The organism is Rheinheimera texasensis DSM 17496 (genome assembly GCF_000711985.1).
Taxonomy (GTDB): domain Bacteria; phylum Pseudomonadota; class Gammaproteobacteria; order Enterobacterales; family Alteromonadaceae; genus Pararheinheimera; species Pararheinheimera texasensis.
Window position 1 is genome coordinate 796,300 of the sequence record NZ_KL544005.1, and the last position, 14,600, is coordinate 810,899.

The window sequence follows — 14,600 nt, forward strand, 5'->3', positions numbered from 1 at the left end:
GAACAGGAACCCAGATGTCCGAATTAGCAACTCGTGGCTGGCAAGCTCGCCTGCAGCGCTGGTGGCGCATCAGTTTTCACTGCTCACCGGCTTATATCTGGGCCAGTCTCGCCTGTTATCTGGTATATCTGGTGTTTTATATGCTGTCGATCAGCGTGATGTTTAAATCACCAAACTTCGACACCTATTTGTTAGCAACGCTGCGCGGTGCAATTGACACCAGCCTGATGGCGCTATTTTGCCATTTCCTCATTCGGCCATATCTGAAACTCGAACTACTTCCACAAGGCCGGTATGGCAGTAATTTATTCGGCTTTTTGTTGTACACCCTGCTGCTGGGGCAGTTGTTGATGTTTATATCGTTGAATCTGGCTGATTTAACGCCGCTGAAAGAGCTGGATTTTCGCAACATGTCGGTGCAAAAAGCTAATGGCGAAGAAATGCAGCTGCAAATCGGGCTGCCGATCCTGCAATTGATTGGCGGTTTTAATCAGGCCGTGCTGTTTTGGCTCTGGGCGTTGGCTTATGTGTTCTGGGGCACTTTGGTCAGTAAACGTCAGATGCAAAAACAAATGCATCAGGCACAGCTACAGCAACTGACCAATCAGCTCAATCCGCACTTTTTATTTAATGCGCTGAACAGCATCCGCGCCCTGATTTATGAAGATCAGGACAAAGCCGCCGCCACTGTGACGCAGTTGTCGGAACTGTTCCGCTTCCATTTGCAGGCGCATTTGAAACCGTTATCCACGCTCGCCGACGAATGGCAAATCACTTCGCAGTACCTGCAGATTGAGCAAGTGCGGCTGGAGCGACGCCTGCAACTGGACCTGCAGTTTGATGAGCAGCTGTGGCAGCAAAAACTCCCCACATTAAGCCTGCTGACGCTGGTGGAAAACGCGATTAAACATGGCATTGCGCCGCTGCCGCAAGGCGGTCGGCTCTGGATTAAAAGCCGCCCGGTCGCCGCTGGCTGGCAGCTGATTGTTGGTAACACCAGCGCGGGTCTGAGCAGTACGCACGGTACCCGCACTGGCCTGAAAAACCTGCGCCAGCGTCTGGCATTATTACCAGGCCGGCATCATTTGCATATCGAACCACAGCTGGAGCAGTATCAGGTCACTATCGAGCTGGAAGCTGGCCCGCTGGAACAACCTGCAGATTCAACTTCCCACACCACCGCCACTGAAATGGAGCTTCATCATGTGGAAAACCCTGATCGTCGATGACGAGCGCCTGGCGCGCAGCGAACTCAAACGTTTGCTGCAAGCCCATCCCGACATCGAGATTGTCGCCGAGGCAGACAGCGCCGACAGCGCGCGCGACATTCTGGCCACGCAGCCCGACATCGCTTTAGTGTTTCTGGATATTCAAATGCCGGGCAGCAGCGGGCTGGAACTGGCGGCAGAGCTCAGGCCCAACCTGTTTTTTGTGTTCTGCACCGCTTTTGACAGCTATGCGCTGGACGCCTTTGCGCTCAATGCGCTGGATTATCTGGTCAAGCCCATAGTGCCGCAACGACTGGCGCAAAGCTTAAGCCGCTTGCCGGCTGCTGCAGCTGGCAACGCGGTCGTTTCGGAACAGCAAAGCCAGAACTATCTGCCAGACAGCCACGGTTTATTGCTGAAATTCGGCGAAAACAGCCGCATTGTGCGGTTAAGTGATATTTGCCGCTTTGAATCGGTTGGCAATCACAGCGCGGTCTACACGCCATACGGCAAAAGTTTTGTATTAAGTTCGCTGTCGCGCATCGAACAACGGCTCGACCCGCAGCAGTTTTTTAAAGCCAGCCGCGCCGACATTATCCGTATCAGCGCCATCACCGCATTAGAACCCGGTGTCGCCGCCGGCAGCATGCTGGCGATTTTACAAGACGGCCAACAAATCGACGTCAGCCGCCGCCAGGTGCAACAGCTTAAAACCTTGTTTGGCGGGTTTTAGGCGGGGTGTTTGACATCAGCGATGTTGTAAAAATTTAGCCGCCAACAATGCCCAGCGGCTTGGTTTTTTGCCACAGGCCGCGGGTGAAATCCGGGAAATCGCGGCTGTTACCACGGTCAGCCACGGATGCGACCGACAGCGGTAACACTGCCGACCAGGCGGCGCCGTCGTAGACGTCCTGATCCAATGGCTCGGCATTACGCAGGCAATAAATCAGCCGCCAGCACATCAGGAAATCCATGCCACCATGGCCGCCGTTGCGTTCGGCTTCACGGCCCATGCGTTGCCACAGCGGGTGGTCGTACTGCTGATACCAGGGCGTCATATCCATATCCCACTCATGATAACTGCCGCCACGGCCGCCGGTTTCCAGCGCGATACGATTGGGGAAACCGGCAAAGACGCCATTGGTACCCTGAATGAGGTTATGCCGGCTATATGGCCGCGGTGTAGTGGTGTCATGCTGCAGCATGATAGTCCGGCCCTGCACCGTTTTGATGATGCTGGTATTGATGTCACCACAAGTGTATTTGATTTGGTTGCGCGGATGGTCAGCCGGGAATTCGCGTTTGGCATATTCAGCGCGGCCAATCGCCGGTGAGCTGACCGAGTTCAGGAAATCAAAGCGGTCGCCGCGGTTAATGCCCATATATTGCGCCACCGGGCCTAAGCCATGGGTTGGATACAAGTTGCCGTTTTGCCGCGCTTCTTCAAAAGTGCGCCATGAGCCGGTTTTGCGCTCGATCTCTTTGATTTGCCAGCGTAATTCGTGGATATACGCCGCTTCGCCATGCAGCAGTTCGCCAAACAGGCCTTGGCGCACCATATTCAGCACCATTAACTCGTCGCGGCCATAACAGACATTTTCCAGCATCATGCAGTTGCGTTGCGTCGCTTCAGCCGTGTCGACCAAATCCCACATCTGCTCCAGCTCCAGCGCCATCGGCACTTCGACAAAGGCATGTTTGCCGGCAAGCATGGCAGCTTTGGCCATCGGATGGTGCAGTGCCCATGGCGTCGCAATCACGACGATATCGACATCTTGCCGCGCTAATAGCTGGTGATAGCTATCCGGGCTGTCACCAAAATACGCCGGCTGTGGTTTGGCCATTTTGTCGAACAAACCGCGCGCGCGTTGCAGCGTTTGTGGATCCGTGTCACAAATTGCCGTGATGCGGGCGCCTTCGATTTGGCTGAAATGGCTGATATAACCAACACCGCGCTCGCCGACGCCAATTAAACCCACCCGCACTTCTGCCATCGCCGGCACCACCAGCCCCATCACCGATTTGCCTTTGGCTGCCGGTGCTGCACCGGTGGGTTTAACGCCCTGTTGGCTGCAGGCCGCTGCTACACCCAGTGCCGCAGTGGCCATCGAAGCTTTCATAAAACTGCGCCGGTTAAAATTCGCCATAACTCTCTCCTGTGATGGTTTCCGCCAGTGTTGCTGCGCGCCGGAGCGCCGTCAGACCTGACTGTTTTTATCAGTTGATGGCTTTGGTATAACACAAATAAAAATACATTGAAACACTTTCGATTTGTTACGAACAAAATTTGCGACCAGCAGCTGCAGCAACATAAACAGCAGGCGCCCACGGGTCGCGGCTTTGCGGCCTTGTCACGAGTGACAATAATTAATTCATTTAAATTCATATAGATAAAAATTATTTAAAAATAATTGTCACAATTACCGCAGGAGCCGGCACTAGGAGATATCAGCAAGACATATCACCAACACAAAGGAATTTCATATGTTTAAATGTGCCAATCCCACCACTGCCGTTCGTTTATCGATGATCCCAACTATTTTTGTTGCGGTTTTTGCGGCGAACCAGTCTGGTCATAGTCATGCGGCCCCGGCACCAAAAGCAGTCACAGCGCCGGTTGCAGTCAGTGCAGTTGTGAGCGCAGCGACAGCACCAAGCTTTAGTGTCGAAGTGATTGGTAAAGGCCGGCCGGTCATTTTAATTCCGGGGCTAATGTCATCCCCGACCGTCTGGCAAAGCACTGTCGATGCATTAAAAGCCGACCATCAGCTGCATCTTGTTCATCTGGCTGGTTTTGCCGGCAAAGCGGCCCGCACGGGTATGCAGCCGGATAGCTCATTGCTCGGTGTGGTACAGCAGGAATTATTGGCTTATATCGCAGCCAAACAGTTGCAGCAGCCAGTGGTGATTGGTCATAGCCTCGGTGGTTTTCTGGCGTTTGCGCTGGCAAGCAGCGCACCGGATACCATAGGCCCGATTGTCTCAGTGGACGGTCTGCCGTATTTAGCCCCGGTCTTTACCCGCAATCCGGCGACCACGGCGGCACAGATGCAAACGCAGGCTACACAAATCAGCGTGCAATATGGCGGTATGACCAAAGCCCAGCTCAGCCAGGCCACGGCACAAGGTTTATTTATTCAGGCGACCAGCCCGGCAGCACAGCAACAGGTGTTGGCGATGGCGGAGCAGTCAGATCCAACCACTGTCGGCCGGGTGATGGCAGAACTGCTGACCACCGATTTACGGCCGCAAGTGGCCAACATCAAACATCCGGTGTTGTTATTAGGCGCCAGCGGGGCTTTACCACCACAGGCACAGGCGGGCGTCAAAGCTCTATATCAGCAGCAACTGGAAAAATTACCGGCAGCACAACTCGACATCAATACCAACGCAAGGCACTTTATTATGCTGGACGACCCGGCCTGGCTGAATCGAAAAATCCGCAGCTTTCTGCAAGAGGCAAAATAACATGGACCACAGCATCGAATTACAACTAATGCCTGACGTGTTAGCGGCACAACAAGGCGACATGGCGGCCTATCAGCGTCTGATCAACCGCTGTCGCCAGATGGTCAGCAGTATTGCGCTCGCCATCGTCAAAGATTTAGACCGTAGCGAAGATATCGCCCAGCAGGTATTTATCCACGTCTGGCAACAATTGCCGCAACTGCGTGAAACCAGCAGCTTTTTACCCTGGGTGCGGCAAATCACCCGTTATCAGGCTTTTCATGGCCTGCGCGACCAAAAAGCCCGGCGGGAACTGGATGGCGACGACGCAGAATCTGTATTAGCCGAATTCATCGATCCGGACGCCTGCCCGGAGCTGTGGCATGGCCGCGCTGAACAGAGCCAACTGTTGCAACAATTTCTCGACGCGCTGCCGGCTGAAAGCCGTGAAATGTTGCTGCTGTATTATCGGGAAGACCAATCCAGCAGCCAGGTGGCGGCCTTGCTCGGCATCAGCGAAGCCAATGTCCGCAAAAAGCTACAGCGGGTGCGTGAATCGTTAAAAGAACAATGGCTGAGCCGTTACGGCCAGCTGATTTTGTCGACCGCGCCCGGGCTTGGGTTTTCCGCAGCGCTCACTGCCGCACTGGCCACCGCCAGTCCGCCAGCGGCGGCTATGGCAGCCGATCAGTTGGTGCAGACTGTCGCGCCGGGCGCAGCCTCAGGCCCGCTGAAGTTGTTGGCCCTGTTGGGTGGAGCCGCTATCGGTGCCTTACTGGCAGTGGCAGCCGTGTTTTACGGCATGAAACCGGCGATAGACCGTGCCGACAGCGCCGAACTTGCGGCACAATTACGCCAGCTCAGACGCCGCACTATGGCCTGGATGGCGTTGTTTGGCTTGTGTTGGGTAGCGGCCTATGAGCTGACGCAAAGCGCCTGGGGACCCATCGCGTGCATGACGATGCTGACCGTGTTACTGCTCAGCACTCAAGTCCAGCTCAGTCGCCTGCTGGCACCACAACAGGCGCGGGAAAGAGCGGCAGAGCCAAAAGCTGCGGCTAAACAACGCCGGCAATGGCTGGGGTGTGCAATAGGAACTGTTGTCGGCATCGGCTCCGGCTGGGCCGGCATGATTGCCGGATTAATCGCGTCGGGCCGGCTTTAACAGCGAACCGGCGGTTGCCACGAACCCAAAACAACAAAGCCGGCGTGATGCCGGCTTTGTGTTCACTGCAACTGTTTACCGAGGTTGACGGAATTCCCGCACCGACAGTTGCTGGCGCCAAATCAGCCGCCAGTCACCCCCCGGTGGCAATGCGCTGCTATCACGGCAGAATTGGCCTGCTGTTTCGTTTAGCGCCAATACGGTATCTTCGCCGTTTTGCTGATGTATCACACTCAGCGTGGCGTCTTTGCCGGCCGGCCAGCTCACACAGAGCTGATTGGCGCTCTCGTCCAGTTGGAACTGGCTCTGGCTCAGTTGCTGCTGTTGCTGCTGTTGCTGTTGACCAGCGCTGCCGGCCAGCGCAGCTGAATGATCCTGCGTCGCAACTAACACGCCGTTTTGCCAGATCTCAAAACGCTGAATATTCATCTGCGGCAGTTCCACGCTGAAATGTTGCTCAGCCCGGTCGGTCGGATGATCAAGCTTTAGCAGCTGCAGGTTAAATTCAAACCAGCTGCCCTGCTCGTTTAACACTCTGATACTGTAACCGCCCGGTGCTTCGCTGCGCGGGGCACGCGATAACGGCATTAATGTCCTTACCTGCACATTGCTGCCCTGCAAAGTGCCGGCGAGGTATAAGGCGCTACCGCCCGATTGGGCCTGAGCGGCGGCCTGTGTCGGCGTCGGGAATGCTGCCGGCGGGTTCTTTTTCACAAACTCCTGCACTGCCGCCACACTGTAATCCGACACATGTTTAGGGCCGCAATATGACATCAAGTCTTTATGATCATCCGGCGACATCCAGCCAGTCAGCGCTAAATCCAACCCGACTGAGCCCATGCTGGAAGTTGGATATGGATAAGCCGGATCCGGGCCGGCCGGGTTGCCACAACCGACATGTTGCCGGCCAAAGTTGTGCCCCAGCTCATGCGCCAGAATTTCACCACTATCATTGTCAACACCGACGGCAATGGGTGCCCCGATGTAACCTAAACCACCACAGCAATTATCCCCCATCTCCGGTTTAAAATAACCGTAGTAATACACCCCTTCACCTTCAATGCGGCGCAAATCTGCCAGCTCCGGCAACATCACATAAGCGGAGGATTTCGTACCGCCGGCTTTGAGCTGATAAGGCGCGCGGGCCCGTACATCAATCTGACTAAAAGGCCAGTAGGTGCGAACAGCATTCTTCACTGCATTGACATCAGGGAGTGTCGCGACCTGGTCTCCAAGCTGAAATGGCACAATCCGGATCGCCAGCGGCCGTGCCGGCGCAAATGGTGGTGTATAGGTCCGGACCAGTTGGCCGTCCTGTAACACTTTGATTTGCAAACCAGGTTGCATCCAACTGGCCGGAATGATCGCCTGATAAGCATCGGTCAGGCTGCGATGCACTTTGCTAACCGGGAGTTTTTTCGGTGCTACGGCGTCCAGCAGTTGGGTCTTGCCATTCAACTGCAAATCAAGTTGAAATTTCGGCAGGACTGCCGGGCTTTGAGCTGATGTCACGTGCAATCGCAACAAACCATCGCGTTCAGCCACCAATAACGGCTTCGCAGAAATAGTAATTTGACTTAAATCCAAACTTTGCAGTGCCGGTTGTGTCGGAGCAGCCCCAACTTCGTCCAGTTTCACCAGTTTTTCGCCACCAATCCCGTTATCAAACCAGATAGCCGGGCGGAATTGGTCGGCCTGATGGCCGCTGTAAGTTGCAGTGCCGGTTGCAGCACAAGCCTGTAAGGTTGAGGCACTTGAACCTGGTAATTGATCGTCCTGCTCCAGATATAAAGCACAATGCACCGGTCCAGTATTGCCACTGATCTGCCAGCTGTACTGCAAGCTGCGGTTCAACACCTGCGCCTGCACAGCGAATTGAGCGTCTTTGAAGGTGTCAGCACAATCACTACGTTTTTCTGCACCCAAGTACAGATACAAGTTCAGTTTGGCTTTTAAGGCTTCTAATTGCTCCAGGTGACGGGAGTAACCGTTCTGGTCAATGCAGCCAGAAATTTCTAATGACGCATTTTGAGTCAAAGGCAACTCGTTGAAAATATCTAGATTTTGTATCTTACTACTGTACATTGACAGCGACATTAGACGATTGACCTGACGCAGTGGGCTCAAGTCTGTCACCTCAGTACCCGAGATACTCAGTCCCCATAAATTGGCAAGATTCGACAACACAGATAAATTCTGGACCTTGCTGTATTGCACGTCCAGATAACGTAATGGCGCCGCTGCCAACGGACTTAAGTCAGTCGTATCACTAAACCACAAATAAAAGTTCTCTAAAGGCATGCCTTGTAACGGGCTTAAATCAAGCACAGCCTTGTTGCTGAGCCCCAGCTCTTTAAGCTGCAAACCACGCAATGGCGACAAATCCGTCGCAGGTGCATCAAATAACCACAACAATCGCAAGTTTTTTAATGAACTAAGCGGTTGAAAACTGCTGATTGGGTTATAACCCAAATAGAGTTCCTGCAATTTAGTCAAATACTGCAAAGGCCAGATATCAACCACTTTGTTATTCTGAATCCGCAGATTTGTGAGACCCGCTGCGTACTGTAAGCCTTGCAAATCAACAACTTGCCCAGCATTCACCACCAAAGAAGTCAGCTGCGATAACTGCAATTTTGTGATATTGGCACTGCCATCTACCCCCAAAACAGTTCGAACAACTTTGTCCAACCCTGCATCCGGGAAAACCACAATCGTATTGACGTTAAACTTTGCCTCAACAGTACAGGCTGCTGTGACAGGCGCTGTGGTAAACACCGCGCCTTGTAATTTGCCACCACAACCGGACGCCGTCGTGATATCAAAACCGGTATCCGGCAGCAGTGTCAGCTGCAGGCTTTCGCCGTATTTCACCTGTGGGTTTGCCAGATTCAGCTTGCCACCGCTGCTGCTTGTGGTCGTGACCTGGATCATGGCCGGTCCAAACACGGCATCCACTTTACAATCTGCAGTAATAGCGCCGGTGCGGTACACCTCGCCCTGCAACTGGCCATTACAGCCGCTGGCTGAATTGATCGCAAAACCACTGTCAGCTTTCAGCGTGACCGTGGTGGTATTGCCATGCTCCACTTTTTGCGTGACAGGTGTCACAGTGCCACCGGCATTGGCGGCGGCGCTCACGGTATAACTAAGCTTTTTGAAACTGGCGTTGACTTCACAAGCGGCAGTCACTGCGGCAACACTATAAATGTCACCACTGAGGCTACCATTGCAGCCGGTGACCTGATCAATCTGATAACCGGATCCGGCTTTGACTGTCCATTCGGCTTTATCACCATAAAACAAGCGCTGTTCGGCCGGGGTGATAGTGCCGCCGGTGCCGGCTTTGGCGGTGAGCAGGAAGTTCTGTTTTTTGAAACTGGCGGTAACAGTACAGGCAGCGTTGACTGCCCCTGTAGTGTATTGACTCCCGGTCAGACTACCGGCACAACCACTGACACTGTCAATGTCATAGCCAGTCGCCGGGCTCACCGTGAAAGTTGCTGTCGAACCCTGTCGCACCTGAGTGCTGGCCGGGCTCAGGCTGCCACCGGCACCGGCTTGGGTGGACACAAGATATTGTTGCACTTCTGGTGTGACTGGTGCAGGGCTGTTCCCGCCTCCGCCGCCACAACCACTGAGACCCGCACATAAACTGAGGGTAAAAATTGTTTGATACCGCATAAGATGCTCCCTGCCCGCCCTCGCTAATTGTGGCTCAATTACCTGTCTATCAGCGGCTGTAGTGAAAAAGGCTACAGGTTACTTGAATGTAGCCAAATTGCAAACCATCTCAGCAATGCCAGAAACATATAAAGTGCAACCAGACGCGACTTCCCAATATTTGTTCCTCCTTCTGCTACACTGAACCACAATATTGATAGCGATGGCCAGGGAGGCGCGGATGCAACATCGGATGTGGCTGCTGGCTTTGTTCTTTTGCGCCATGACGCATGCAGCAACACCGCTGCGGGTTGGGCTTGGCGTGTCTGATCAGGTGTTTAAAAATCCAACTGCGCAAAGCGGTTATGAACAGCTGCTGGTTAACGAGCTGCTGCAAACGCTGCAGCTGCCTCACCAAATCATTAAAGTCCCGCACGCCAGGCTGCGGCAGATGCTGATGGCCGGCGAGCTGGATCTGGCGGTACGCCAACAGCAGCCGAGCTTTGGCGGCGTTTATCTGACTTCGCCCTATAGCCGGGTGCACAATAAAGCTTTTGCGCTGGCTGATTTTCGTGGTCAGCTGCAATCTGTTGCAGATCTCGCAAACTATCGACTGACTGCCTTCCAAAATGCCACTGCGGTGCTTGGTCCCCTCTATGCCGCAGTCACAGCGCATGCGCCGGAGTACCGCGAACTGAGCGACCATACGCAGGCCGTGCTGATGCTACTCAAAGGCCGCACTCAACTGCTGGTGATGAATGAAAAGACGCTGGAAAACGTACTGACTGGCCTTGGCAGGACGCGTAACGAACTGCGTGAATATGACCTGTTTAAAGTCACAGAATTTCGGCTGGGCAGCCGCGACGCTGCGCTAATCAAGGAATTGGATAAGCTGCTGGCGCTGTGGCAGGGAAATGGCCGGCTGCAATTATTAGCACAACGCGGTCAGGAGCTGCGCCACGCAGACAGCGGCCAACCCCAGCCGGCGACCGTGCGCAACGAATAACACCGGCTGTTGGTCGCAGCAGCTTAATCCAGACCCGGCTTTTTCTGCCGCAGGCTTTTGGTACCACTGCGCTGTTTTTTGCTGTCGAGCCGGCGTTGTTGGCTGCCATAAGTGGGCTTCGTCGCATGGCGTTTTTTCGCCACAACACCGGCGGATTTGATCAGTTCGATCAGTTGTTGCAATGCCGTTTCCCGGTTCATTTCCTGACTGCGGCTTTGCTGGCTTTTGATAATAATTTTGCCGGATGCCGTGATGCGATGATCGGATTTTTGCAGCAATGCGGTTTTGTAATGCTCAGGCAACGACGACTGCTGAATATCAAACATCAGCTGCATCGCAGTCGAGGTTTTATTGACATGCTGCCCGCCCGGGCCACTGGCGCGAATGGCTTGCCAGTCTATTTCGGTTTCATCAATAGTGATGGTGGCAGTGATTTGCAGCATGCAGAGCAGTCCTTAAACGAAGTGGCGCCAGTGTAGCAGGAGTCCGCTTTGGAAAGCGCCGGCCAACCTCACTTTCTGAGTCAGCAGATGCTGCCGATTGACAGTTTATGGCCAACACTGCAGGATAAATGAAAGCGCTTTCTAAATGGATTTTTCATGTCAGTTCTATTGTCGAGCCTGCTCCGCCACACGTCCTACCTCGGCCTTTTGGCTTGCTTATTGGCAACTCCTCAGGCTAGCGCAGCAGCAGTGCCAACCAGCTGCACAGCTTCAACCGCCGGCGAAATTGCCTTGTCACGAACCGCCTATCAGGAAAAACTGGCCGGCTTCTGGCTCGGGCTCAGCATTGCCAACTGGACCGGACTGGTGACCGAGATGGATAAAATCGGCGGTGCCGGCCCGGCCGGTCGTTTTTATACCCGCGCCGACTGGGGCAAAGCCGATGAACCCAGTATCTGGGGCCAGGGTGTGCCGAGTGATTTGTCGCCAACCATCAACTGGGTGCTGCGTAGCCCCTCGCAAGTCTGGGGCTCGGACGATGACAGCGACATTGAATATATTTACCTGCAACTGATGCTGCAAAGCCCAAATCCGCTGCTGACCGGCACACAAATTCGCGCCGGCTGGCTGGCTTACATCTATCGCGATGACAACACACCGCATCGCACCAAAGACGGCAAACCAGAGAATTTCCTTTGGGTGTCCAACCAGCAAGCCTTTGATTTAATGCAGCAGGGAATGCTCCCGCCCTTTACCGGCATGCCACCACAAAACCCGCATTACGATATGATTGACGCCCAGCTCACTACTGAACTTTTTGGCGCATTGGCACCGGGCCGGCCCGATATCGCCCAGCAGCTGGCGTATTTACCCATTCGTACTACAGCATCCGGCGAAGCGGCTGATATCGCGCAGTTTTATGTCGAGTTACATGCTCGCGCCGCATTGTTCACGGAAGATGTGGTACAGGACAAAACCAGACTACACCAGGCACTGCTGAATATCGCCGCACAGGCACGTAAGACGCTGCCCGCCAATCAATATCCGGCCAAGATGTATGACTTTGTGCTGGCGCAGTTTCAGGCCGGCGTACCCTGGGAAACCGCGCGCGACGCGTTGTACCGGCGTTACCAGCTGGAGCAGCAGGACGGCTATGAGCTCAGCGCTAAGCAGCTGTATTGCAACGGCTGTTTTGCCGCCGGGATTAACTTCGCCGCTAGTTTGCTCAGTTATTTTTATGGCGCCGGCGACATGCAGGATACATTAAAAATCGCTGTGCTGGCCGGCTGGGATTCCGACAATCCGGCGGCGACCTGGGGCGGGTTGTATGGCCTGATGCTGGGCGCTGATCAGGTTGAGCAGCTATTTGGTCAGAAGCTATCGCGCCGTTTTGACATTCACCGTACCCGCAAAGGTTTTGCCAATAACGGCCTGACTGATTTCGGAACTATGGCGACACAAGGTATAGCCGTCACCGACAAAGTGGTCAGCCAGCTGATGCGGGGTAAACGCAGCGCGGACGGTCAGTGTTGGCTGATCCCATCATCAGTGCCACTTGACGGAATTCGGCTATAACAGCAAAAAAGCTGCAAACTCTGTCAGTGGCGGGCCCCAAAACTAAATCGTTTTAGCCACCGCAGTACAAACGCTTCGCAATTCTGGTAAGACCAGCGAATATTCCATTGCGATCAAAGCAAAACGCACAGAAACTGCACAAATAATGCTGTATTTTGGTGCAGGTCGCCGCTCGGAGTTTTGCTTATAATGCCAAATCAGGATCTCACGTTGCAGGGTACGCTCGACGTCCTCTACAACAACCTGAAAACCGGGCTGATTGGCACAGGTGTCGCAGCCACAGCATCTTGTTTATTGCTGTTTCAGTACAGTCAAAATACCGCAATCGGCATCTGGTGGTTGTTGATGATCGGGGTGCTGAGCTGGCGCGGCTATGACTTACGCTGCTGGAACAGCTTAAAAACCAAAAGAGAAAAATATCAGCCACAAATTTTCCGCCGTTTTGCCACCCTGGCCATCGCCACCGCCATGTTATGGAGTTTGTTTAGCCTGTGGTTTGGCATCGGCAGTGACTCCGAACAACTGATCATCATTCTCGCCACACTGGCTGCGATAGCCGCCGGTGTCACCAATGCGCTGTCGTCTAATAAAACCCTGATTATCAGTTACATCACGTTGTGTTTGTTGCCTTTTGGCCTGTGGTTTTTGTGGCAAGGTGGTGATCAGATCATTTTTGGTTATCTTGGCATCATTTTCACAGGCTTACTGAGCTTCTCCGCCCGTAATAGTTATCTGTTTACACTGGAATCCATCCGCTTGCGCCGTGAACACGAGCATCTGCTGGCGAATCTGGAAACTGAAGTACTGATGCGCACCAAAGAACTGTCGTATCTGTCAGATATTGAAAGTTTGACCGGGCTTTACAACCGCCGGCGTTTTATTGAAATTGCAGTGGAACTCACCGAAGTCAGCCGGCGCAATCAGTTAAAACTGGCACTGGTGATGATTGATTTAGTCGGCTTAAAAAGCATCAACGATGGCTTGGGCCATGAAATCGGCGACGAGTTTTTGCGTGAAATCGCCGAGCGGTTGCGGCTGCTCACACATGAGCCGGCGATCTGTTGCCGCTGGGGCGGCGACGAGTTTTTAATTGCGATTCCGATCACAGACGAGGCGCTGTATCACTTCGTCGAGCAGGTACAGCAAAGTATCTCCCAGCCCTTCCGGCTTCAGGAAAACGCACTGCGACTGTCAGCCAATATCGGCGTGTCGCTTTACCCGGACCACGGGCAGGACATCTCCCAGCTGATTAACCTCGCCGACCTCGCGTTGTACGGCAATATCGAAAAAGCCGGCAAGCAGGGTTTTACTGTCTATGACAGCCAGATTGCCGGTAAATACCGGCGCAAATCAATGCTGCGCACCCGGCTGGAACAGGCCATCAGCCAGCAGGAGTTGCGGCTGGTGTATCAGCCGATTATTCAGCTGAACGCAACACAGCAAAATTATTACGAAGTGCTGTTACGCTGGACCCTCGACGGTACGCCAGTGGCACCGGACGAATTTATTCCGCTGGCCGAACAAAGTGGCCTGATCAATCCGATTGGTTATTGGGTGCTGGAGCAAGCGTGTTTGACCATCAGCCACAGCATAAAGCTTGGCAAGCCATTACAACTGGCGGTGAACGTGTCAGCACTGCAATTTCAGCAAAATGAATTTGTGCCCGACCTGTTGGCGCTGCTGGACAAACATCAAATCCCTGCCAACTTGCTGCAGATTGAGATCACCGAATCTGTGTTTACCGTCGATAAAAAAATCCTCATCGACAAAACCAACCAGCTGCGGGATGCCGGTATCGCCATTGCGATAGATGACTTCGGCACAGGTTACTCATCTTTGTCGGTGATCAATGAACTGCAGGTCAATAAGGTTAAAATTGACAAAGCATTTATCGACAAAATCGACGATGGCGGTATGCCGGTACTGCGGGCTATTGCCTCGATGTCGCAATCGATGGGCTGGGAAATCGTGGCTGAAGGCGTGGAGACCGCAGCCCAGGTGGAGGTGCTCAGCAAACTGAATATTCACTATATGCAGGGTTATTATTTCAGCAAACCCGTTGAATATTCGTCTCTTTTTCAAAATTAGTGAAG

10 protein-coding genes are annotated in these 14,600 nt (G+C 53.6%); 7 read left to right on the forward strand and 3 right to left on the reverse strand.

Annotated elements, in window-relative coordinates; genetic code table 11:
• The first annotated feature begins 14 nt into the window (after positions 1 to 14).
• Positions 15 to 1,229, forward strand: a complete 1,215-nt coding sequence (locus tag Q399_RS21665; protein ID WP_051686006.1) for a sensor histidine kinase — start codon at positions 15 to 17, stop codon at positions 1,227 to 1,229.
• Entirely contained in the window at positions 1,204 to 1,941 is a 738-nt protein-coding gene (locus Q399_RS0114045) for a LytR/AlgR family response regulator transcription factor (protein WP_031569451.1), read from the forward strand. Before Q399_RS21665 ends, Q399_RS0114045 begins: the two co-directional genes overlap by 26 nt.
• A 34-nt stretch (positions 1,942 to 1,975) precedes the next feature.
• Here the strand turns inward: Q399_RS0114045 and Q399_RS0114050 are convergent, their stop codons facing one another.
• Positions 1,976 to 3,355: a Gfo/Idh/MocA family protein gene (locus Q399_RS0114050; RefSeq protein WP_031569453.1), complete on the reverse strand. Its 1,380-nt coding sequence runs from the start codon at positions 3,353 to 3,355 to the stop codon at positions 1,976 to 1,978.
• A 337-nt stretch (positions 3,356 to 3,692) separates the two neighbouring features.
• Between Q399_RS0114050 and Q399_RS0114060 the strand changes: the two genes are divergently transcribed.
• Both Q399_RS0114060 and Q399_RS0114065 read left to right on the forward strand, forming a co-directional pair.
• Positions 3,693 to 4,676, forward strand: a complete 984-nt coding sequence (locus Q399_RS0114060) for an alpha/beta fold hydrolase (protein ID WP_106388988.1) — start codon at positions 3,693 to 3,695, stop codon at positions 4,674 to 4,676.
• 1 nt (position 4,677) lies between these two features.
• The gene (locus Q399_RS0114065; protein ID WP_031569457.1) at positions 4,678 to 5,820 is read left to right on the forward strand and encodes an RNA polymerase sigma factor; all 1,143 of its coding nucleotides are present in this window, start codon (positions 4,678 to 4,680) and stop codon (positions 5,818 to 5,820) included.
• 75 nt (positions 5,821 to 5,895) lie between these two features.
• On the opposite strand, the gene Q399_RS0114070 is transcribed toward Q399_RS0114065, so the two are convergent.
• Complete coding sequence (locus Q399_RS0114070) at positions 5,896 to 9,504, reverse strand: InlB B-repeat-containing protein (RefSeq protein ID WP_031569459.1); 3,609 nt, start codon at positions 9,502 to 9,504, stop codon at positions 5,896 to 5,898.
• A gap of 220 nt (positions 9,505 to 9,724) precedes the next feature.
• On the opposite strand from Q399_RS0114070, the gene Q399_RS0114075 reads away from it, so the two are divergent.
• A complete protein-coding gene (locus Q399_RS0114075) occupies positions 9,725 to 10,489 on the forward strand; it encodes a substrate-binding periplasmic protein (protein ID WP_031569461.1) in 765 nt (254 codons plus the stop codon).
• Positions 10,490 to 10,512: 23 nt separating this feature from the next.
• Here Q399_RS0114075 and arfB read toward each other — a convergent pair whose 3' ends face one another.
• The gene (arfB, locus tag Q399_RS0114080; RefSeq protein WP_031569463.1) at positions 10,513 to 10,932 is read right to left on the reverse strand and encodes an alternative ribosome rescue aminoacyl-tRNA hydrolase ArfB; all 420 of its coding nucleotides are present in this window, start codon (positions 10,930 to 10,932) and stop codon (positions 10,513 to 10,515) included.
• Positions 10,933 to 11,223: 291 nt separating this feature from the next.
• Here arfB and Q399_RS0114090 point away from each other — a divergent pair, with 291 nt between their 5' ends.
• Both Q399_RS0114090 and Q399_RS0114095 read left to right on the forward strand, forming a co-directional pair.
• The gene (locus Q399_RS0114090) at positions 11,224 to 12,507 is read left to right on the forward strand and encodes an ADP-ribosylglycohydrolase family protein (protein ID WP_211253337.1); all 1,284 of its coding nucleotides are present in this window, start codon (positions 11,224 to 11,226) and stop codon (positions 12,505 to 12,507) included.
• A gap of 189 nt (positions 12,508 to 12,696) precedes the next feature.
• Entirely contained in the window at positions 12,697 to 14,595 is a 1,899-nt protein-coding gene (locus Q399_RS0114095; RefSeq protein ID WP_031569465.1) for a putative bifunctional diguanylate cyclase/phosphodiesterase, read from the forward strand.
• The last annotated feature ends 5 nt before the right edge of the window (positions 14,596 to 14,600 follow it).

Coding starts and splice junctions, on each gene's coding strand:
- Q399_RS21665 (WP_051686006.1), top strand. CDS start 15: ATGTCCGAATTAGCAACTCGTGGCTGGCAAGCTCGCCTGCAGCGCTGG.
- Q399_RS0114045 (WP_031569451.1), top strand. CDS start 1,204: ATGTGGAAAACCCTGATCGTCGATGACGAGCGCCTGGCGCGCAGCGAA.
- Q399_RS0114050 (WP_031569453.1), bottom strand. CDS start 3,355: ATGGCGAATTTTAACCGGCGCAGTTTTATGAAAGCTTCGATGGCCACT.
- Q399_RS0114060 (WP_106388988.1), top strand. CDS start 3,693: ATGTTTAAATGTGCCAATCCCACCACTGCCGTTCGTTTATCGATGATC.
- Q399_RS0114065 (WP_031569457.1), top strand. CDS start 4,678: ATGGACCACAGCATCGAATTACAACTAATGCCTGACGTGTTAGCGGCA.
- Q399_RS0114070 (WP_031569459.1), bottom strand. CDS start 9,504: ATGCGGTATCAAACAATTTTTACCCTCAGTTTATGTGCGGGTCTCAGT.
- Q399_RS0114075 (WP_031569461.1), top strand. CDS start 9,725: ATGCAACATCGGATGTGGCTGCTGGCTTTGTTCTTTTGCGCCATGACG.
- arfB (WP_031569463.1), bottom strand. CDS start 10,932: ATGCTGCAAATCACTGCCACCATCACTATTGATGAAACCGAAATAGAC.
- Q399_RS0114095 (WP_031569465.1), top strand. CDS start 12,697: ATGCCAAATCAGGATCTCACGTTGCAGGGTACGCTCGACGTCCTCTAC.